Origin of the sequence: Gluconacetobacter entanii (assembly GCF_003206495.1) — a bacterium.
Classification (GTDB): domain Bacteria; phylum Pseudomonadota; class Alphaproteobacteria; order Acetobacterales; family Acetobacteraceae; genus Novacetimonas; species Novacetimonas entanii.
The window spans coordinates 56,274-74,622 of the sequence record NZ_NKUF01000016.1; the positions used below are offsets into that span (position 1 = coordinate 56,274).

Sequence of the window (18,349 nt, forward strand, 5' to 3'; positions counted from 1 at the left end):
GGAATATAAAACAATGTCTTCTCTTTCCCGCATGAAAATCCCGTCGGCGCTGTCGGAACTCCGCAGGCAGCAGGCGCGCTGGATCTGTGCCGGGACATTTGCCGCGGCGACATCGCTGTATGCCGCCTCGCCCTTCGTCACGCTGTGGTCGATTTCGTCCGCCATCCAGAGCCACGACATGCACGGCCTTGGGGAGACGCTGCGCTGGGGTTCCGTGCGCGACAGCCTCAAGACACAGGCGGTCAGTGAACTGCTGGGTGAAAAGCCGGCGGATGACGACCTGCCGGAATTCGGGGCCTCGTTCGCCTCCACCGCCGTATCGAACGCCATCGACACGAACGTGACCGAAAACAACCTTGGCGAGATCGTTGACCACCTTGTCCCACAGGGACAGGTGACGGCGACCTTCACCCCGCTGGCCTTCGTGCAGCGGGTGCATGCGCGATTCGTCAAGCCCGGCCTGTTCGAGACAAGCATCGTCATGCCCGGCCATGAACGCGAAACGCCGCTGCGCCTGCAGATGCGCATCCATGCGTTCCAGTGGAAGATCCATCGCATCGACCTGCCGACCTCGCGGCAGCCACTGATGGAAGCCTCCGCCACGCAGGCCCATCCCCCCGCCATCACCCGGCACTGATCCTTACGGGTCAGGCCGGGGAAAACGCAGGCACGCAGGCCGCATGAAATGCGCGGCGTGGTTCAGCGCGCGGGCGGCAGGTCTTCTTCCAGAACCGTCATGTGCACGGCGTAGGACACTTCGCCCTCGTCCTCGTCACGGTGGATGGTGCCCACGACCTCGCCATTGACGGCAAGTTCGACCGACAGGCCCGCGCGCGGCGGGGCGTTGACGGTCAGGCCTGGGGAGCCGAGCAGGCGGCGCAGGCAGGTCTGCAGGCGGCTGATCTCGGATGTGGAAATGGCGCTCATCGGTCTTGTCTCTCCTTGGTGGGTGGATATGGCGGGATCACGAACATGCCCATACGCAGGGCGGATGGAAAACCGGAAATGTCGCGGCCTGCCGGGCCGTGCCCGCTGCACAATGGTGAAATGCGGATATTGCCGCACGCTATAGGCATATGGCGTGCCCCCCGCAACCGCTCCGTGCCCATGATTTTCCCCATCCCTGCCCCGTGATTGCCACGAAGTCGCGGTCTTTTGCCACTTACAGGTTCAACAACAACATCATGGGAAAAAAGTTTGCGGATACGCTCCCTCCCCCGCCTCGTGCTGTTCTGGCTGCTGCTTGCGCTGCCCATCGGGCTGACCGCGCTTGCGGCCGGCACCCCTGCGACGCCCGGCGCCCCGGTGGAGGCGTCGCGCGTGCTCACCGCGCGGTGGCTTGCGACGCAGATCCACGAGAACGGCGCACGGGAAAGCGTGGCGCAACTGAACCGGCAGCAGGCATGGCCGCATGTGATCCGCGCCGTCTCCGCCGGGTGGGACGGATGGATCGAACTGGTGCCCGACCTGATCGCCAGTACCGACAGCGCACATGCCAGCGCCCTGCAGGCGGCGCTGCGACGGGGGCTTGCGCATAATCCGCATGCGGTACTCCAGGTCCTCGACCCCGGCAACGGGCCGGTGCTAGGCGGTGGGCGCATCTGTGCCGATGCCGGCATGACCCGGCGCTGGCGTGCCAGCGCGATCGCGGGCGTGCGCAAGGTGCATGACATCCACCTCAACCATCAGGTGGAGGACTGCCTCACCGCGCTGCATGCCCCGCTTACTGAAACGGCAGATAACGGAAAGTGACGTAGATCGTGTTGCCGCCGGTGGTAGGGTCGATCCGCTGCCCCGCGCCGTTCGTGCCGGAGAATGCGATCTTGTGGACGTAGGTGTACTGCACGCCGGTCATCACCGCGCCATAGCGGCCCTGCAGCATGTGCCACCATCCACCGATCGTCATGTCGGCGATGGTGCGGGTCTGCGCGTTGCAGGTGCTGGAGGTGATCTGTTCGATATCGCACGATTCGAGGTCGAGGTCACTCACGCCATAGCCGTACTGCCGCCCGTCGAGGCCACGATAGGTATTGCGGCCCGCCGTCTAGATCCCGCCATAGAGATAGAGCAGCACATTGTTCGTCGGATGCCCGATCAGCCCGAGGCTGCCGATCAGTTCGGGAATGGGCGCGGGCGTGCCGTCGGCCTTGAACGTGGCGTCGGAGATCATCGACGGCCCATAGCGCCCGATCCCCCTGCCCGCCAGCACGTTGCCCGTCACCTGCAGGTATTTGGGGATGGCATGGACGGTGATGTCCCCGCCGACACCGCCGGCAAAGGAAATCCGCTCGCGGATCGAATTGGTGTTGTAGGCCTTTTCCAGCGCCTTGAACCAGCGTGCCAGCCCATAGACCTCGTAATGGGCGAGTTTGGTATCGAGCGCACCCTTCAGCACGATGTCGGGCGCGACATCCATGCTGTATTTGGCATCGTGGTTGAGCATGCCGGTGCCGGAATTGTTGTACAGGATGTCCGTGCCGCCACGCATGCCCACGCCCGGCTGCAGCGTGCCGTCATCCAGCATGCCATCAGATTCCGCAAAGGCGACCTGCGGGGCCTCGAACGACAGGCCGACCCACCATTTGCGGCCGAAATCCTTGATGAAGCGGATCTGGGGCACGCGGGTGAAGACGATGCCGGGGATCTGGTTGTTGTCCACCACGGGGGGCAACTGCTCATGCCGCGACAGGAGGCCCTGCGTGTATCCGGTCGTCAGGCTCCACGCCTGTCCCGCCAGCACATGGAACCCCCATTTCGTATCGCTGTAGGTCATGTAGGCCTGGCGGATACGCGGGGTGTAGCTGTTGGTCTGGTAACTGTTGGCGGTGCCGGCGGCGCCACCGAAATCGGTCTCGATATAGGCCGAAAGCACCTGATGGTCCGTAGGCGTCCCCTGCAGCAGCACACTGAGGCGCGTCAACTGTGCCGAAGGACGGTATTCCCCGGTATGGGCGTTGGGGCTGTTGGCGTAGGGGAAGCTGCCCCAGCTTGTGGCAGGACCGCTGGTCAGGTTCTTGCTGCGATAGATGTTGGAAAAGTCGATGAACCCGCCAAGACGCACCGACACGCCGCCAATGCGGAAGACCGGCGGCAGGCTGTCCACGCCGGTCTGGGTGATCGACAGCGGGCTGGAGGAATCCATGTTCAGTTGTGGCTGTGGCTGCGCATTGGCGTCCTGAATCGCCTCGTTCGCCTCCTCCGCCGCGGTCTGGCTGTCGGCGGACACGGCAGGACCGCCGATCGACAGGTGCCGCAGGTCGGGCACGGCATGGGGGTCGATGGGGTGCGATGGTGTCGTACTGCTCGACAGGCTGTTCTGCCGCAGGCCGTGGCTTGCGACCACGTGCCCGCCATTGCCAGGGGCATGGGCGTGATGGGCCTCCAGCCGTTCGACCTTTGCCTCCAGCCTGCGCATCTCCTCGCGGATGGCCTGGATTTCGCTCAGGTCGTCGGCATGGGCCGGCAGGGCGGCAAAGGCCGCGACAATCCCCGACAGCGCCATGACCGCGCCACGCACCGCCCCACGGCGGGGGGCTTCCCCGTCGCGGTTGCGGACAGGGTCATGCATTTTCTGCCAACAGCACATCGGTCCGGCACGCAGTCCCTAAAGCAGCTAAAAGAACATCATCGCATGTGTGACAACAGCCCAGACGAATACAGCGACAGGCAAGGCGCTGGCAATATGGGCGCACACAAGTATTTCATGTCACGATCGTGTTTTTTGTCGCATACACTTTGCGGGATGCTGGCCCATCAATAAAAATAAGAAAAACAGTTATTTAATTATTATTGAATTCAGCATCTTATATTCGCATGATTATATATATTTCATAACATTTCTTCCTGTAGACAAGGGGTCCGCGCCAGTTTTCCGGCGCAAGGGCCAGTCACTGCATTGAAGGAAGCGGCGTGAACATCAGTCCTGCTTCATCATCCCCCGCTCCCCAGGGAAAGAACCGTCCCACGCAGGAGGATCGCCCCATGTCCGGGGCCGCCCATCCCGACCATCCCCTGCACTGGACGCTGTATGGCTGCGAAATGGTGGCGACTGCGGTCATGATGATCTGCGGCATTGTCGCCGTCGCGGTGCTGACGGTGCCGCAGGGGATCGTGGGGGCGTGGCTTGTCCCCCATCCCATCATCCAGACCGCGCTGTGCGGCCTGTTCTTCGGCCTGTCGGGCACGGTCGCGGCCATAACCCCGTTCGGCAAGGTCAGTGGCGCGCATCTGAACCCGTCGGTCTCGCTGGCGTTCGCGCTGGCGGGGAAACTCGGCTGGATCGACCTGTGCGGCTACATCATCGCGCAGGTGATCGGCGCGTGCCTTGGCACATGGCTGCTGGCCTGCGCCGCGACACTGTTCCCCTTCTGGGGCCATCTGGTGACGGCGGCGGGATACGCGGCGACGGTGCCCGCGCAGCAGGTGCCCATCCTGTGGCCGCTGGTGACGGAACTGGTGCTGACGGCGCTGCTGATCCTCATGCTCTACTGGCTGGCGGGCCATCCGCGTTTCAAGGAACTGACACCATGGGCGGGTGGCCTGTTCTTCCTGCTGCTCAACCCCGTGTCCGCATGGCTGTCGGGTAACAGTTCCAACCTTGCCCGCAGCTTTGCCCCGGCGGTGTTTTCGGGGCAGTGGACGTCGTTCTGGATCTATGCCATCGGCCCGTTCGCGGGGGCGTCGCTGTCGGTGCTGGCGATCCGCACGCACCTGTTCGGCCATCTGGAGGTGGAGGAAGCGCGCCTGGTCAATTTCGGCCATCACGGGCGGGTGCCCTCCCTGTGGCATCCGACGCGCAAGCGGGTGGAGACGGGGGAATAGGAGTTTTCGGGTGCCATCCTGTCTTTGAATAAGGCGGCGTTCTTTGAAGCTTTTTGAAAAAAGCTTCACCAAAAACTTTTATTCGAAAAAATCCCTGCCTCTATAGCGAGGTCCATGGAACAGGTCATGGTTTCCAAAGGGCAATGCCCTTTGGCGGGTTTCAGGGCAGAGCCCTGAACCTTTCCTTCCTCTCGGCGAATGTGATCGGGGACGGGGCTTGCAATTGCCTGTCATTCTTCCCAAACTATAACGCAGTTGATGGGCCGGTTCATGGGAACCGGTCCGCAGACGTTCTCGGGGCGGGGCGCAATTCCCCACCGGCGGTGTTTGACGGGGCCTTGCGGTCCCGCCATCAGTCCGCGAGCGCCTGACGGCATTGGCCGACAGGGACAGCAGACCCGGTGAGACCCCGGGACCGACGGTTACAGTCCGGATGATAGAGAACGCATGTCAGGATGTCCGTCCCCGGCCATGGGGGCGGCATGCAGGCGTCGTACGCCCCGGGTCCGTCCGCATAGTGGATGGAGAGTAGCGTCGTGGACATGTCGGCCGGACATGCACGCACGGGGATAAGGGCGCAGGAACTTCCCCCCCATATCGGACACGCCTTCCGCGCGGCGGTGGCGGATGCCGTGCACCATGTCGGCGCGACGGCGCCCAACCCGCCCGTTGGCTGTGCGATACTGGACGCTGCCGGTGCCATCCTGTGCACCGGCGCGCACCATCGTGCAGGCACCCCCCATGCGGAGGCCCGAGCCATCGCGCTGTGCCGCGAACTCGGCCTGATCGAACGCGCCCATACCATCGTCGTAACCCTTGAACCCTGCAACCACACCGGCCGCACCGGGCCGTGTTCGCAGGCCATCATGGGCACCCCCATCCGCACCGTGTGGATCGGGGCGGCGGACCCGAACCCCAATGTCGCGGGCGGCGGGGCGGATTACCTGCGTGACCATGGTTGTGACGTGCGGTTCCTGTCCGATGTGACCGGTCCGGAGGCCGCAGGACTGGCGCGGCAGTGCCGGGGCCTGATCGCCCCCTTCGCCCGCCTGACCCGCACGGGACGGGCATGGATCACGGTCAAGCAGGCGCTCGACATCAATGGGTCAATGGTGCCCCCTGTCGGCCGCACGACCTTTACCTCCGCCGCGGCCCTCGACCTTGCCCATCGCCTGCGCCGCGCGACCGATGCCGTGGTCACCGCCACCGGCACCATCGCGGCGGACCGGCCCGGCCTCGACGTGCGGCGCGTGAGCGACCATCCGGGCCGCAGGGCGCGCCTGCTGGTGGCCTGCACCACGCGCGGGCAGGTGGATGCGGCCTACATCGCGCAGGCCGAGGCACGCGGCTTCGACGTGCGGACCTGCACCGACATCACGCACCTGCCGGACCTGCTGGGACAGGCGGGGGCGATGTGGGCGCTGGTGGAGGCGGGGCCGACCCTGCTGTCGGCGCTGCGCATGCATGACATCTGGGATGACTGGCTGACGATCGGGGTGAACCCTGACGGGACGGAGACGATGGGCGTCGCCATCCGCGACGGCAATGACACGCCGCTATGCCTGTTTCCCGAACTGGATATCCCGAAAGGAGCGACATGTTTTCAGGTATCATAGAACATCTGGGAACCGTCACCACGACGCAGCGCGGCGAACGCGACCTGGAGGTCGCGGTGGCAACCGGCATTGCGGACCTGTCGCTGGGTGAAAGCATCGCGGTCAATGGCGTGTGCCTGACGGTGACGACGTTCGATCCGGCGGGTAACGCCACGTTCTTCATCAGCCCCGAAACGCTGGACTGTACTTCGCTGCGGCATCTCGCACCGGGGCGGCGCGTCAACCTCGAACGCGCGGTCACGCCTGCGACACGCCTGTCGGGCCATATCGTGCAGGGGCATGTGGACGCCACCGCCCGCCTCCTGTCGGTCACGCCGGACGGGGACGCCCGCCACATCGCCTTTGCCGTGCCCGCGCGCCTGCGCCGCTACCTCGTGGACAAGGGGTCGATCACCCTTGACGGCATCAGCCTGACGCTCAACGCCGTCGGCGCCCCGGGCGAGGATGGCGGGCCTGACGAATTCCGCATCGAACTCATGATCATCCCCCACACGTGGGAACACACCACGCTGGGCACGCTGACGCCCGGCGCGGAGGTGAACGTGGAGGTGGATGTCATCGCAAAATACGTGGAGTCATTATGCCAGTACCGTTGATGCCCCCCCGGCTGGAAGAAGCGGTCGCGACGATCCGGCGTGGCGGGATGGTCATCCTTGTCGATGACGAGGACCGCGAGAATGAAGGCGACCTGGTGATGGCGGCCGAGCTTGTCACGCCGGAGGCGATCAATTTCATGATCACCCATGCCCGTGGCCTGGTGTGCATGCCGCTGGCCCCGGCCATCGTGACGCAGCTTGGCCTGCCGATGATGACGCAGGTCAACACCTGCCCGCGCGGCACGGCCTTCACCGTCTCCATCGAGGCGCGCGAGGGCGTGACCACCGGCATTTCGGCCGCTGACCGCGCGCGCACCATCCTTGCCGCCGTGGCCCCGGATGCGCAGCCATCGGACCTTGTCTCGCCGGGGCATATCTTCCCGCTGCGTGCGAAGCCGGGCGGGACGCTGGAACGCGATGGCCATACCGAGGCCTCGATCGACCTCGCCCGCCTTGCAGGCCTGATCCCCGCCGCCGTGATCTGCGAGATCACGAACGACGACGGCACCATGTCGCGCATGGACGACATGCGCCCCTTTGCCGAAAAGCACGGACTGCCGATCCTTTCCATCGCCGAACTCGCAGCCTGGCTGCGCGCACGGGCCGAGGCAAGCGCCGCACCGGGCGAGACGGCCTCCCCCTTCCCGCGCGTGGAGCAGGTGGCGCAGGCGAGACTGCCGAGTCGCTTTGGCGGGGAGGACATGATCATCCACGCCTTCCGCGCGCCCGACGGGACGGAACATGTCGCGATGGTCAAGGGCCAGCCCGACGCAAAGGGGACCGTGCCGCTGGTGCGGCTGCATTCCGAATGTGTCACGGGCGATGCGCTGGGATCGCTGCGCTGCGACTGCGGCGCGCAGCTTCAGGCGGCGCTGGAACGGATCGACCGTGCGGAATCCGGAGTGCTGGTCTACCTGCAGGGGCATGAGGGACGCGGCATCGGGCTTGCGAACAAGATCCGCGCCTACGCGCTGCAGGACATGGGACTCGACACCGTGGACGCCAATCACCGCCTCGGCTTTGACACCGATGCACGGGACTGGAACGTCGCCGCCGACATCCTGCGCGCGCTGGGAATCGGGACGCTGGACCTGATGACCAACAATCCCGACAAGGTCAGCGCCCTGACGCAGCGCGGGTTCACCGTGCGCAAGCGCATGGCCCTCGACATCGCGCCCAACCCGTTCAACCGCGCCTATCTGGATGCCAAGCGCACCCGCATGGGCCACAAGCTCTGCCTGCCCGCGACCGCCCAGGTCGCGGACTGAGGCCCACTTCAGGAAACAGTTGATGAGTACAAACATCCCCTCCACCACCGTGGACCTGACCTTCGCCCGGGCGCCGCGCCTGGCCATCGTGGTCAGCAGGTTCAATGAAGACGTGACCCATGGCCTGCGTGACGGCGCGCTGGCGTGGCTGCGTGAACATGACATCGCCATGCGCGACGATGATGTCATGTATGCCCCCGGCGCCTATGAACTGCCGCTGCTGGCGCAGACGCTGGCGAAAACCGGGCGTTACGACGGGGTGGTCTGCCTTGGCTGCGTCATCAAGGGTGAGACCGCGCATTTCGAGTTCATCAGCCTTGGCGCCACCATTGGCCTGATGCAGGCGTCGCTTTCGACCGAGGTGCCGGTCGCGTTCGGGGTGGTGACGACCTACACCGATGAACAGGCAATCGCGCGTTCACGCGACGACATCCACAACAAGGGACGCGAGGCCGTGGCCGCCTGTGTCGAAAGTCTTGCATTGATACAGAAAATAAGAGGCTGTTAAGGTTGTAGCGCACCCGCGCGCGGAGGCCCCGCATGCGACACGGACAACGGCGCGCGACAAGAGGACGGCGGATGAGGCTGATCACTTTCATCGCCGGAACATTCGGGATCGGGCTGACGGTATGGATGCTCTCCCGTTTCGGCCTGCATGACATCCTTGCCCTGATCGCCACGGGCGGGTGGAGCATTGCGGTCGTCATCATCTTCCATGCAACCCAGGTCTGCGCCTCCGCCCTTGCGTGGAAGATCCTGGCCGAAAGCCATCGCCGTCCCCTGCCACTGGGCGATTTCCTTGCGCTGCGCTGCGCGCGCGAAGGGATCAACAACCTCCTTCCGGTTGCGCAGGTCGGCGGCGAGGTCATTACCGCGCGCCTGCTGTCACGCCGCCATGGGGTGGGTCTGCGCCGGGCGGCGGCATCGACCATCTGCGACCTGACGATCGAACTGCTCAGCCAGGTGACGTTCACGCTCATCGGGCTCGGGGTTCTGTTCTGCCTCGTCAACCGCTCCGCCGTGACGGACGAACTGATGGAAAGCGCAGGCGCGGCCCTGCTGCTGGGCGCGGTGTTCTTCGGCAGCCAGTATCTCGGCGCGGTGTCCCTGATCGAAGGGCTGCTGATGCGCATTGCGGCCCACCTTGGCTGGGGCGGGATGGAGGACATCCGCGGCCTGCACCATGAAATCATCACGCTGTACAAGACACGCTCCAGTTCGCTCCGCGCGGGCGCGCTGCAGTTGCTGGGATGGTCGCTTGGCACGTTCGAGGTCAGCATCATCATGCACGGCGTGGGCCACCCGCTGTCGCTGGGGCAGTGCCTTGTGATCGAAAGCGTGGGGCAGGCGGCGAAGTCCGCGGGCTTCGCCGTGCCCGGAGCGCTTGGCGTGTCCGAAGGGGGCTACATCATCATCGCCGGCCTGTTCGGGGTGTCGCCACAGGTCGCCATCGCGCTGTCGCTCATCAAACGATTGCGTGAGATCGCATGGGGCCTGCCGTCACTGGTGGGATTGCAGTGGATGGAACTGCACTGGATCGTGCCGGAGGACGCGAAAAACCCCGCGCACGGCACGGAGATTCCGGAACAGTCATGAACGCCGCGCCCCGCATTCCCACGCCGCGATGACGCCCCCCTGCCGCCGTCGCGCGCTGGCCTGCGCCATGTTGATGACATGGATGGGGGCCATGGTAACAAAGAACCGCCTTGCATCACATGTGCTTCATGGGCCAAACCGAGGCTCTTCCACCCGGTGCCAGGACGAAATACGCATCGGCAACGGTTTCTGAAGGGCTGAATAACTCGTCATGCTGTCGGTACCCCTTGGGCGTCTTGTCGCGTTCTGTTCCAACCGGGCCATTGCGGTGGTCCTGGCCTTTGCCGTTCTGGTCGGGGGGGCAGTTTATGCAAGCTATGCGCGGCTGGGCGTCACCACGGATACGGGGACGATGTTCTCCTCCGACCTGCCGTGGAAGCAGCGCTCGGACGAGATGGGGCGCCTGTTCCCGCAGAAACAGGACCAACTGGTCGCGGTGATCGACGCGGCCCTGCCCGAAGAGGCGCAGCAGACGGCCATCGACCTTGCCGCACGGCTTAAGGGCGATCACACGCATTTCAATTACGTCACCACGCCACAGACCGACCCCTACCTCGTGCGCAACGGTCTGATGTTACTCGACCCCAAGGCGCTGGAGCGGGTGCTGGACACCACCATCACAGCCCAGCCCTTCCTGGGGCAGCTTGCGGCCGACCCGTCGGGGCGCGGCCTGTTTGGCGCGCTGTCGATGATCGCGCTGGGCATCGAACATGGTGAAGGCGACCTCAAGGGGTTCCAGTCCGCGCTGTCGGGCTTTGCCACCACGCTGGACCATGCGGCGCAGGGCCATCCGGAGACGATGTCGTGGGAGCGGCTGCTGGCCGGTGACCTTGCCGACCTTGGCGGCAAGTACCAGTTTGTCGTGACGCAGCCCAAGCTTGACTACGACTCGTTCCAGCCCGGCGGGGCCGCCGCCGACGCCATGCGCGACGCCGCGCGCGACCTGCCGTTCGTGAAGTCCGGGCGGGCGCACATCCACATCACCGGCGACATCCAGATCGCGGACGAGGAATTCGCGACCGTGGCCGAAGGCATGGTGGCCGGCCTGCTTGGCTCGCTGGTGCTGGTGACGCTGTGGCTGGTTCTTGCGGTCCATACGTGGCGGCTGATCGCGCCGATCATCATCACGCTGGTCTCCGGCCTGCTGCTGACCACCGGTTTCGCGGCGCTGGCGGTGGGGAAGCTGAACCTGATTTCCGTGGCGTTCGCCATCCTGTTCGTCGGCATCGCGGTGGATTTCGCCATCCAGTTCTGCGTGCGTTTCCGTGCGCAGTCCCTGCCCAACGGGGTCGTGCCCACGCTGCATGATGCGCTGGAACGTACGGGCAATGAGACCGGGCACCAGATCCTTGTCGCCGCGACCGCGACCTCCGCCGGGTTCCTTGCCTTTACGCCCACCGCTTTTGTCGGCGTGGCGCAGTTGGGCCTGATCGCGGGCTTTGGCATGATCTTCGCCTTTGTCTGCACGCTGACGCTGCTGCCGGCACTGCTGCGGATCTTCCGCCCCACGGCGGGCCATGGCGCGGTCGGCTTCGCCTTTGCCAAGCCGATCGACATCAGCATCCGCCGTCATCGCAAGCCGATCCTGGCCGTGTTCGCCTGCCTTGCCCTGCTGGGGGCCGGGCTGATCCCGACGCTGACGTTCGATGCCGACCCGCTGCATACCAAGAACCCCAAGTCCGAGGGCATGGTCACGCTGGGCATGCTGATGTCGGAACCGCAATATTCGCCCTACTCCGTCGATGTGCTGATGCCCAACCTCGACCAGGCGCACGCCATGTCGGACAAGCTGTCGCAACTGCCGCTGGTGCATGATGCGCTGTGGCTGGGATCGCTGGTGCCGTCCGACCAGAATACCAAGCTGCCGATGATCCAGGATGCGGCGAACATCATGCTGCCGACCCTGATCGTCCCCAACCCCAAGCCCGCACCGGACGCCAATGCCCTGCGTGAAGCCGCCGCGAAAACGGCGGCCGACCTTGGCGGCGTACTGGACAAGCTGGCGGCCAACGACCCGCTGCGCCAGATCCAGTCCACGCTGGCGCGCCTGTCGCATGCGGATGACCAGACGATCCTCGCCACGAACGAGGCGCTGGTCCATTTCCTGCCGATGCAGTTGGACATGCTGCGCACCATGCTACAGGCCAAGCCGGTGTCGATTTCCGACGTGCCGCCGATCCTTGCCAACGATTACCTGCTGCCTGACGGCCGCGCACTGGTGGAGGTGCATCCCACCAAGCAGATGACCGGCAACACCGCGCTGCACCGTTATGTGGACGAGATCAAGAAGGTCGCGCCCACGGCGGCGGGCAGCGCCATCGACATCGTCGAAAGTGCCGCGACCATGGTCCATGCCTTCGTCATGGCCGCGTGTGCGGCGATCGTGATGATCGGCATCATCCTGTCGGTCGCCCTGCGCCGCCTGCTGGATTCGGCGCTGGTGCTGGCACCGCTGCTGCTGTCGGCGCTGATGACGGTCATCCTGATCGTGTTCGTGCCGGAACAGTTGAACTTCGCCAACATCATAGCCCTTCCCCTGCTGCTGGGCGTGGGCGTGTCGTTCAACATCTATTTCGTCATGAACTGGCGCGCGGGCGTGAAGATGCCGCTGTCGAGTCCCACAGCGCGCGCGGTGCTGTTTTCCGCTCTGACGACCGGCACGGCGTTCGGTTCGCTGGCGGCGTCGCACCATCCGGGCACGGCCAGCATGGGCCGCCTGCTGCTGCTGTCACTGGCCTGCACGCTGGTCGCGACGCTGGTCTTCGTGCCAGCGCTGCTGCCCAAGCGGGCGATTGACGAGGAATAAGGCTCAGGGGCGTTGCCCCTGAAACCCCGCCAAAGGTCGCGGACCTTTGGAAACCATGACTTTATAAACGAATCAGGGTGCAGGGATCGCGATCCCTGCCGGGTCCGGGCAGCGCCCGGATATCGCCCGCGTAGAACTGTCTTCGCGGGGGCAGAAAATTCAGTCCTTGATCCAGACCTCGACCGGGCCGCGCACCAGCATGGTCATCGGGTTGCCATGGCGATCCGTGCTCTTGCCGACGGCGAGGCGGACCCAGCCTTCGCTGATGCAGTATTCCTCGACATTGTTCTTCTCGATCCCCTTGAAGCGGACGCCGATACCGCGTTCAAGCAGGGCCTCGTTGTAAAACGGGCTGGAGGGATTGGCGGACAGGCGATCGGGAACGGTCTCGGTCATGTGCGCTCTCTTTCAGTGTGCGAAAAATCCAAGTGTGCCTGACATAGCGGCTTCGTCCCGGTAATCCAAGCAGCGGATACCGCGATGGACGGACATGCATGCAGCGCCCCTCCGTCATGTCATGGCAGGGGACATCGGCATGCATGAAAACATGGACAAACACCCCCGAAACCACGGATATGAAACCCCGAAATCCTCCGTCGTGCCGACCGTCACATCTCCTGTGCCGCCCGCCCTGCCCCAGAGCCACGTTCCCATGTCCAGTGCCGCCCCCACCGCGTCTTCCCGTCCCGCGTCCTCCGCCCTGCCCCCCCCCTCATGCCGATGTGGATGATCGGACTTCTGGGACTGCTGACCGCGATCGGGCCACTTTCGACCGACATGTACCTGCCCGCCTTTCCCGTGCTGGACCTCGAACTGGCCGGGGGGCGCAACGGGGCCAGCCAGATCACGCTGGCGGCGTGGTTCGCGGGACTTGCGGTGGGACAGTTCAGCATGGGGCCGCTGTCGGACAGGCTGGGACGGCGGATTCCCCTGATCGGGGGGCTTGCGGTATTCACGCTGGCCTCCATCGGGTGTGCCTGCGCCACGACGCTGGACCTGTTCTGCCTGTGCCGGTTCATCGCGGCCCTTGGCGGGTCGTCCTGCTCGGTCGTGCCGCGCGCCATCGTGCGTGATGTCGCAACGGGACGGCAGGGTGCGAAGATCATGTCGCAACTGACGCTGGTGTTCGGCCTGATGCCCATCCTTGCCCCCTCGTTGGGCAGCCTTGTGCTGTCGGTCGGGCATTGGCGGTGGATTTTCTGGATCGCGGTCCTCTATTCCGCGCTGGCGCTGGTGGCGGTGGCCGCCGCGATGCCCGACACCATGCCCACGACGCGGCGCATCCCGCTGTCGGCATCGGGCATTGCCTCGCGCTACATGGGGCTGGTACGTGAACCGGTTTTCATGTCCAGCGCGCTGATCACCAGTTTTTCGTCATTCGTGATGTTCGCCTACCTTACGGCCTCGCCCATCCTGTTTGAAAAGCTGCTGCACTTTACCCCGCTGCAGTTCGGGATGTTCTTCGGCATCAACGCGGCATTCTTCATCGCCGTGGCGCAGGTCAACGGGTGGCTGGTGCATCACCATTCCCTGACGCGGCTGCTGAACATCGGCATCCTGGTATGCCTGTGCACCAGTGCGCTGTGCCTTGCGCTGTCACTGTCGGGCTTTGCCGGGCCGCAGCATCCGGCGGTGATCTGCCTGCTGATCATGGGGATTACCGGCACGCTGGGCTTCATCGGTCCCAATGCGATGGTGCTGGCCTTTACCCACCATGGCCACCAGGCGGGGAGTGCCTCGGCACTGATGGGCACGATCCAGTTCTCCCTCGCCGCACTCAGCGGATTCGTGCTGGGGCATGTGACGTTCCACACGCCGGTGCCGCTGGCGGTGACGATCATGGTGGGCGTGGTGGCCATGGCGGCGTGCAATGTCTGGCGGCATATCTGTGACAAAAAAGTATCACATGCGTCCCTTTCTGGCACTTCTGCTTGACACCGGTCGGTCGCTTTTTCCATCCTTGGGGGCGAAGCCGCATGACGTGTGTGCTTCATGGACGTTTCCTCCCTAAACTCTGGCGGCGTCTCACGACGCCGCCTCTTTTTGGCGCGCTTACGGCAGGCCATCGGGTCTCACGCGGTTTGGCTTTGACGCCATGACCATCCCGCGCTACGGCAGGAAGATGTCCGCTTTCCTCTCCCGCTCCGTGCCGCTGCCCCATCCGGAGCGCGCGCATGGATAAGATCCTCGATTTCATCGCAGGCATCGGCCGCACGCTGCTCGACATGGTCCGCATGGCGGGTCAGGTGACGCTGTTCGGGCTGCTGGCGGTCTCGCACCTTGTGCGGCCGCCCTTCTACTGGCGGACGTTCTGGGGTTCGCTGATCGAGATCGGGTATTTCTCCCTTCCCGTCGTGGCGCTGACGGCGCTGTTTTCGGGGGGTGTCATCGCGCTGCAATCCTATACCGGCTTCGCGCAGTACCATGCGCAGAGCGCGATCGCGGGTATCGTCATCCTTGCGGTCACGCGTGAGCTTGGGCCGGTGCTGGCGGGCCTGATGGTGGCGGGGCGCGTGGGGGCCGCAATGTCGGCGGAAATCGGCACGATGCGGGTCACCAACCAGATCGACGCGCTCAGCACGCTTTCGACCAATCCGATCAAATACCTTGTCACCCCACGCCTGCTGGCCGGGACGCTGGCGCTGCCGTCCCTGGTCATCATCGCCGATATCCTTGGCGTCATGGGCGGCTTCATCGTCTGTGTCATGAAGCTCAACTTCGTGCCGCAGGCCTATGTTTCGGCCACCATCTCGTCGTTCAAGATGATGGATGTCACGGTGGGACTGGCGAAGGCCGCGATCTTCGGCTTCCTGATCGCGCTGATGGGCTGTTACCATGGCTATCACAGCCGTGGCGGGGCCGAGGGCGTGGGCGCCGCCACGACGGCGGCGGTTGTCGCGGCGTCGATCCTGCTGCTGACCTTCGATTACCTGCTGACGGATGTGTTCTTTTCACAATGACCGGACCGACACCGAAAATCCGCATTCGCGGCCTGTGCAAGTCCTTTGGCCCGAAGGTGGTGCTCAACGGGGTGGACCTCGATGTGATGGAGGGGACGTCCTTCGTCATCATCGGCGGGTCTGGCACGGGCAAGTCGGTGCTGCTGCGCTGCATCCTCGGGCTGGTGACGCCGGATGCGGGCACGATCGAGATCGACGGCGTGGATGTCACCACCCTGTCGCCGCGCCATCGTGAGCCGTATATGGAAAAGATCGGCATGCTGTTCCAGAACGCCGCCCTGTTCGACAGCCTGACGGTCTGGGAAAATGTGTCGTTTGGCCTGATGGCGGCGGGACGGCAGCACAAACATAAGATCAGCCGTGCGGATGCGAAGAAACGCGCAGGCGAACTGCTTGAACAGGTGGGGATGGACCCGGCCGTCGGTGCGCTGTCGCCCGCCGAACTGTCGGGCGGCATGCAAAAGCGCGTGGGCCTTGCGCGTGCGATCGCGGCACGGCCGGAAATCCTGTTCTTTGACGAACCGACCACCGGCCTTGATCCCATCATGGGGGCGGTGATTGACGGGCTGATCGTCGATTGCGTGCGCAAGCTGGGATCGACCGCGATTGCGATCACCCATGACATGGCCTCCGCCCAGCGGATCGGCGACCAGGCGGCGATGCTGTATGAGGGAAAGCTGATCTGGCAGGGACCGGCGACATCGCTGCTTGACAGTGGCAACCCGATTGTCGACCAGTTCACCCACGGTCGCCGCGAGGGACCGATCAAGGTGGATGTCCGCGTCTGAGGCACTGTCTGGAAAATGTTAAAAGTTCTTGGGTGTCGCCTTTTGATCGAAAAAGGCGACGTTCCTTGAAGCTTTTTGCAAAAAGCTTCACCAAAAACTTTTATGATTTCAGGGTATTGTCGGCCTGATCTTTACGACAAATCCGCCGCCCTTTCACAAGCTGAGGAACCAAGATGGCACGCCGTCCCGCCAACCGCTTCGTCTGCCAGTCCTGTGGCGCGGTCTTCCCGAAATGGTCGGGCCGGTGCGACGCGTGCGGTGCATGGAACAGCATCGTGGAAGAAACGGTCGAACCCACGGCCGGCGGTGCCGTCGCCCCCCGCCGCAGTCGCGGCAAGCGCATCGAACTGGTCGGACTGGATGGTGACACGCCGCCGCCCGAACGGATCGAGACACGGATCAGCGAACTCGACCGCGTGCTCGGCGGCGGCATGGTCCCGGCCTCCGTCGTGCTAGTGGGCGGCGATCCGGGCATCGGCAAATCGACCCTGCTGCTGCAGGGGGCCTGCGCGCTGGCGGGGATGGGGCGCAGGGTAATGTATATCTCCGGCGAAGAGGCGGTGGACCAGATCCGCCTGCGTGCCCGCCGCCTTGGGCTGGATACACCGGGGCTGGAACTGGCGGCGGCGATCAATGTCGCGGACATCACGGCAACGCTGGAGGGCGAGCGTGATGTGGCGCTGGTGGTCATCGATTCCATCCAGACGATGTGGATGGAAACGGTCGAAAGCGCGCCGGGCACCGTAAGCCAGGTCCGTTCCTCCGCGTTCGAGTTGATCCGCCTGGCCAAGCAGCGCGGCTTCTGCCTGATGCTGGTGGGTCATGTGACCAAGGAAGGTGCGCTGGCGGGTCCGCGTGTGCTGGAACACATGGTCGATGCGGTGATGTATTTCGAGGGCGACCGCGGGCATCAGTTCCGCATCCTGCGCGCGGCGAAGAACCGCTTTGGCGCAACGGACGAAATCGGCGTCTTCGCCATGACCGATCATGGACTGGTGGAGGTACCCAACCCGTCCGCCCTGTTCCTTGCCGAACGGCGCGGGCATATCGCGGGGTCTGCGGTCTTCGCCGGGATGGAGGGCACGCGCCCCGTCCTGCTGGAGGTGCAGGCCCTGCTGTCGCCCAAGGCAGGCGATGGTGCACCGCGTCGCGCCGTGGTGGGATGGGAGACGGCGCGGCTGAACATGCTGCTTGCGGTGCTGGAATCGCGTTGCGGGATGAAGCTGAACGCGATGGATGTGCACCTGAACATCGCGGGCGGCCTGCGGGTGATGGAACCGGCCGCCGACCTTGCTGTGGCGGCCGCACTGGTGTCCGCCGCGACGGGACAGCCGACGCATGCGGGTGCGGTCTATTTCGGCGAAGTCGGCCTGTCGGGGGAAGTGCGTCAGGTCTCGCTGGCCGATACGCGCCTGAAGGAGGCGCACAAGCTGGGGTTCGAGAGCGCCTACCTGCCGCGTCGCATCGCGCGTGGCAACCGCCGTCCCAGCGCGCCCGAAGGCATGCAGTTGCATGAGATCGGCCACCTTGGCGATCTGGTCAGCCTGTTCGCAACAGAAGGGGAGTGACCCCGGCGTGAGCGAGACGCCCCTGATCCTGACGCAGCAGGTGATGCTGGAACGCGAAGTCCGCAAGAGCCTGTTCCTGGCACAGGCGGCCCCCGTTTCCTCGGCCGAGGCGGCGATGGCGTTCATTGCCGAGGTCAGCGATCCCGACGCCACGCACAACTGCTGGGCCTATCGTAACCGGCCGCTCTGGGCCGCCTTGATTATGCGGCCTGTCTGTGCAGTGTATTCACTGGTTTCCAGTTCCATGGCAACAGTTCGTGGAGCCGGTTGATCTTGTGCTCGTTGATACGGGCCAGGACGTCGGCGAGGTAATCGTGCGGATTAAGCCGG

Annotated in this window: 17 protein-coding genes, 2 pseudogenes and 1 riboswitch; of the genes and pseudogenes, 14 read left to right on the forward strand and 5 right to left on the reverse strand. The window is 64.6% G+C overall.

Annotation, left to right across the window (positions count from 1 at the left end; genetic code table 11):
- The first annotated feature begins 13 nt into the window (after positions 1-13).
- Complete coding sequence (locus CFR72_RS08925; RefSeq protein WP_110913642.1) at positions 14-637, forward strand: DUF2939 domain-containing protein; 624 nt, start codon at positions 14-16, stop codon at positions 635-637.
- A 62-nt stretch (positions 638-699) separates the two neighbouring features.
- Here CFR72_RS08925 and CFR72_RS08930 read toward each other — a convergent pair whose 3' ends face one another.
- The gene (locus tag CFR72_RS08930) at positions 700-927 is read right to left on the reverse strand and encodes a DUF3126 family protein (protein ID WP_003616619.1); all 228 of its coding nucleotides are present in this window, start codon (positions 925-927) and stop codon (positions 700-702) included.
- Positions 928-1,197: 270 nt separating this feature from the next.
- On the opposite strand from CFR72_RS08930, the gene CFR72_RS08935 reads away from it, so the two are divergent.
- Positions 1,198-1,752 (forward strand): hypothetical protein, encoded by a 555-nt coding sequence (locus CFR72_RS08935; RefSeq protein WP_244182227.1) that lies wholly within the window; start codon positions 1,198-1,200, stop codon positions 1,750-1,752.
- Here the strand turns inward: CFR72_RS08935 and CFR72_RS18020 are convergent.
- Positions 1,724-2,014 (reverse strand): annotated as a pseudogene (locus tag CFR72_RS18020) (hypothetical protein); the annotation flags it as partial. The gene CFR72_RS08935 and the pseudogene CFR72_RS18020 sit on opposite strands and share 29 nt — an antisense overlap.
- Before the next feature lie 30 nt (positions 2,015-2,044).
- Positions 2,045-3,568 carry a hypothetical protein gene (locus CFR72_RS08940; protein WP_244182229.1) on the reverse strand — a complete coding sequence of 508 codons (1,524 nt, stop codon included), beginning with the start codon at positions 3,566-3,568 and terminating at the stop codon, positions 2,045-2,047.
- Positions 3,569-3,981: 413 nt separating this feature from the next.
- Here CFR72_RS08940 and CFR72_RS08945 point away from each other — a divergent pair, with 413 nt between their 5' ends.
- From CFR72_RS08945 to CFR72_RS08975, 7 genes are all read left to right on the forward strand, one after another.
- The gene (locus CFR72_RS08945; RefSeq protein ID WP_110913619.1) at positions 3,982-4,821 is read left to right on the forward strand and encodes an MIP/aquaporin family protein; all 840 of its coding nucleotides are present in this window, start codon (positions 3,982-3,984) and stop codon (positions 4,819-4,821) included.
- A gap of 286 nt (positions 4,822-5,107) precedes the next feature.
- Positions 5,108-5,270, forward strand: a riboswitch (FMN riboswitch).
- 93 nt (positions 5,271-5,363) lie between these two features.
- Entirely contained in the window at positions 5,364-6,437 is a 1,074-nt protein-coding gene (gene ribD / locus CFR72_RS08950; RefSeq protein WP_110913643.1) for a bifunctional diaminohydroxyphosphoribosylaminopyrimidine deaminase/5-amino-6-(5-phosphoribosylamino)uracil reductase RibD, read from the forward strand.
- On the forward strand, positions 6,419-7,033 hold the full coding sequence (locus CFR72_RS08955) for a riboflavin synthase (RefSeq protein WP_110913620.1): 615 nt from the start codon (positions 6,419-6,421) through the stop codon (positions 7,031-7,033). The genes ribD and CFR72_RS08955 overlap by 19 nt, the downstream gene beginning before the upstream one ends.
- Positions 7,033-8,301 (forward strand): 3,4-dihydroxy-2-butanone-4-phosphate synthase, encoded by a 1,269-nt coding sequence (ribB, locus tag CFR72_RS08960; RefSeq protein WP_110913621.1) that lies wholly within the window; start codon positions 7,033-7,035, stop codon positions 8,299-8,301. The genes CFR72_RS08955 and ribB overlap by 1 nt, the downstream gene beginning before the upstream one ends.
- Before the next feature lie 22 nt (positions 8,302-8,323).
- A complete protein-coding gene (ribH, locus tag CFR72_RS08965) occupies positions 8,324-8,809 on the forward strand; it encodes a 6,7-dimethyl-8-ribityllumazine synthase (protein WP_110913622.1) in 486 nt (161 codons plus the stop codon).
- Positions 8,810-8,880: 71 nt separating this feature from the next.
- Entirely contained in the window at positions 8,881-9,897 is a 1,017-nt protein-coding gene (locus CFR72_RS08970) for a lysylphosphatidylglycerol synthase domain-containing protein (RefSeq protein WP_110913623.1), read from the forward strand.
- 211 nt (positions 9,898-10,108) lie between these two features.
- Positions 10,109-12,703, forward strand: a complete 2,595-nt coding sequence (locus CFR72_RS08975) for an MMPL family transporter (RefSeq protein WP_110913624.1) — start codon at positions 10,109-10,111, stop codon at positions 12,701-12,703.
- Between the two features lie 159 nt (positions 12,704-12,862).
- On the opposite strand, the gene CFR72_RS08980 is transcribed toward CFR72_RS08975, so the two are convergent.
- Positions 12,863-13,099 carry a DUF3297 family protein gene (locus tag CFR72_RS08980; RefSeq protein ID WP_003616637.1) on the reverse strand — a complete coding sequence of 79 codons (237 nt, stop codon included), beginning with the start codon at positions 13,097-13,099 and terminating at the stop codon, positions 12,863-12,865.
- Positions 13,100-13,429: 330 nt separating this feature from the next.
- Here CFR72_RS08980 and CFR72_RS08985 point away from each other — a divergent pair, with 330 nt between their 5' ends.
- The 5 genes and pseudogenes from CFR72_RS08985 to CFR72_RS09005 all read left to right on the forward strand — a co-directional run.
- Complete coding sequence (locus tag CFR72_RS08985; RefSeq protein ID WP_244182230.1) at positions 13,430-14,638, forward strand: multidrug effflux MFS transporter; 1,209 nt, start codon at positions 13,430-13,432, stop codon at positions 14,636-14,638.
- Between the two features lie 239 nt (positions 14,639-14,877).
- Positions 14,878-15,663 (forward strand): MlaE family ABC transporter permease, encoded by a 786-nt coding sequence (locus CFR72_RS08990; RefSeq protein ID WP_110913626.1) that lies wholly within the window; start codon positions 14,878-14,880, stop codon positions 15,661-15,663.
- Positions 15,660-16,451 carry an ABC transporter ATP-binding protein gene (locus CFR72_RS08995; RefSeq protein ID WP_110913627.1) on the forward strand — a complete coding sequence of 264 codons (792 nt, stop codon included), beginning with the start codon at positions 15,660-15,662 and terminating at the stop codon, positions 16,449-16,451. Before CFR72_RS08990 ends, CFR72_RS08995 begins: the two co-directional genes overlap by 4 nt.
- Before the next feature lie 173 nt (positions 16,452-16,624).
- Positions 16,625-18,019: a DNA repair protein RadA gene (radA, locus tag CFR72_RS09000; RefSeq protein ID WP_110913628.1), complete on the forward strand. Its 1,395-nt coding sequence runs from the start codon at positions 16,625-16,627 to the stop codon at positions 18,017-18,019.
- A 43-nt stretch (positions 18,020-18,062) separates the two neighbouring features.
- Positions 18,063-18,191 (forward strand): annotated as a pseudogene (locus tag CFR72_RS09005) (YigZ family protein); the annotation flags it as partial.
- Positions 18,192-18,219: 28 nt separating this feature from the next.
- On the opposite strand, the gene CFR72_RS09010 reads toward CFR72_RS09005, so the two are convergent.
- Positions 18,220-18,349 (reverse strand): transposase domain-containing protein (locus CFR72_RS09010; RefSeq protein WP_146220696.1); only part of this gene is annotated, 130 nt, incomplete at its 5' end.

Bases quoted from the DNA above. Each gene is read 5' to 3' on its own strand.
- CFR72_RS08925 (WP_110913642.1), top strand. From the start codon at position 14: ATGTCTTCTCTTTCCCGCATGAAAATCCCGTCGGCGCTGTCGGAACTC.
- CFR72_RS08930 (WP_003616619.1), bottom strand. From the start codon at position 927: ATGAGCGCCATTTCCACATCCGAGATCAGCCGCCTGCAGACCTGCCTG.
- CFR72_RS08940 (WP_244182229.1), bottom strand. From the start codon at position 3,568: ATGCATGACCCTGTCCGCAACCGCGACGGGGAAGCCCCCCGCCGTGGG.
- CFR72_RS08945 (WP_110913619.1), top strand. From the start codon at position 3,982: ATGTCCGGGGCCGCCCATCCCGACCATCCCCTGCACTGGACGCTGTAT.
- ribD (WP_110913643.1), top strand. From the start codon at position 5,364: ATGTCGGCCGGACATGCACGCACGGGGATAAGGGCGCAGGAACTTCCC.
- CFR72_RS08955 (WP_110913620.1), top strand. From the start codon at position 6,419: ATGTTTTCAGGTATCATAGAACATCTGGGAACCGTCACCACGACGCAG.
- ribB (WP_110913621.1), top strand. From the start codon at position 7,033: ATGCCCCCCCGGCTGGAAGAAGCGGTCGCGACGATCCGGCGTGGCGGG.
- ribH (WP_110913622.1), top strand. From the start codon at position 8,324: ATGAGTACAAACATCCCCTCCACCACCGTGGACCTGACCTTCGCCCGG.
- CFR72_RS08970 (WP_110913623.1), top strand. From the start codon at position 8,881: ATGAGGCTGATCACTTTCATCGCCGGAACATTCGGGATCGGGCTGACG.
- CFR72_RS08975 (WP_110913624.1), top strand. From the start codon at position 10,109: ATGCTGTCGGTACCCCTTGGGCGTCTTGTCGCGTTCTGTTCCAACCGG.
- CFR72_RS08980 (WP_003616637.1), bottom strand. From the start codon at position 13,099: ATGACCGAGACCGTTCCCGATCGCCTGTCCGCCAATCCCTCCAGCCCG.
- CFR72_RS08985 (WP_244182230.1), top strand. From the start codon at position 13,430: ATGATCGGACTTCTGGGACTGCTGACCGCGATCGGGCCACTTTCGACC.
- CFR72_RS08990 (WP_110913626.1), top strand. From the start codon at position 14,878: ATGGATAAGATCCTCGATTTCATCGCAGGCATCGGCCGCACGCTGCTC.
- CFR72_RS08995 (WP_110913627.1), top strand. From the start codon at position 15,660: ATGACCGGACCGACACCGAAAATCCGCATTCGCGGCCTGTGCAAGTCC.
- radA (WP_110913628.1), top strand. From the start codon at position 16,625: ATGGCACGCCGTCCCGCCAACCGCTTCGTCTGCCAGTCCTGTGGCGCG.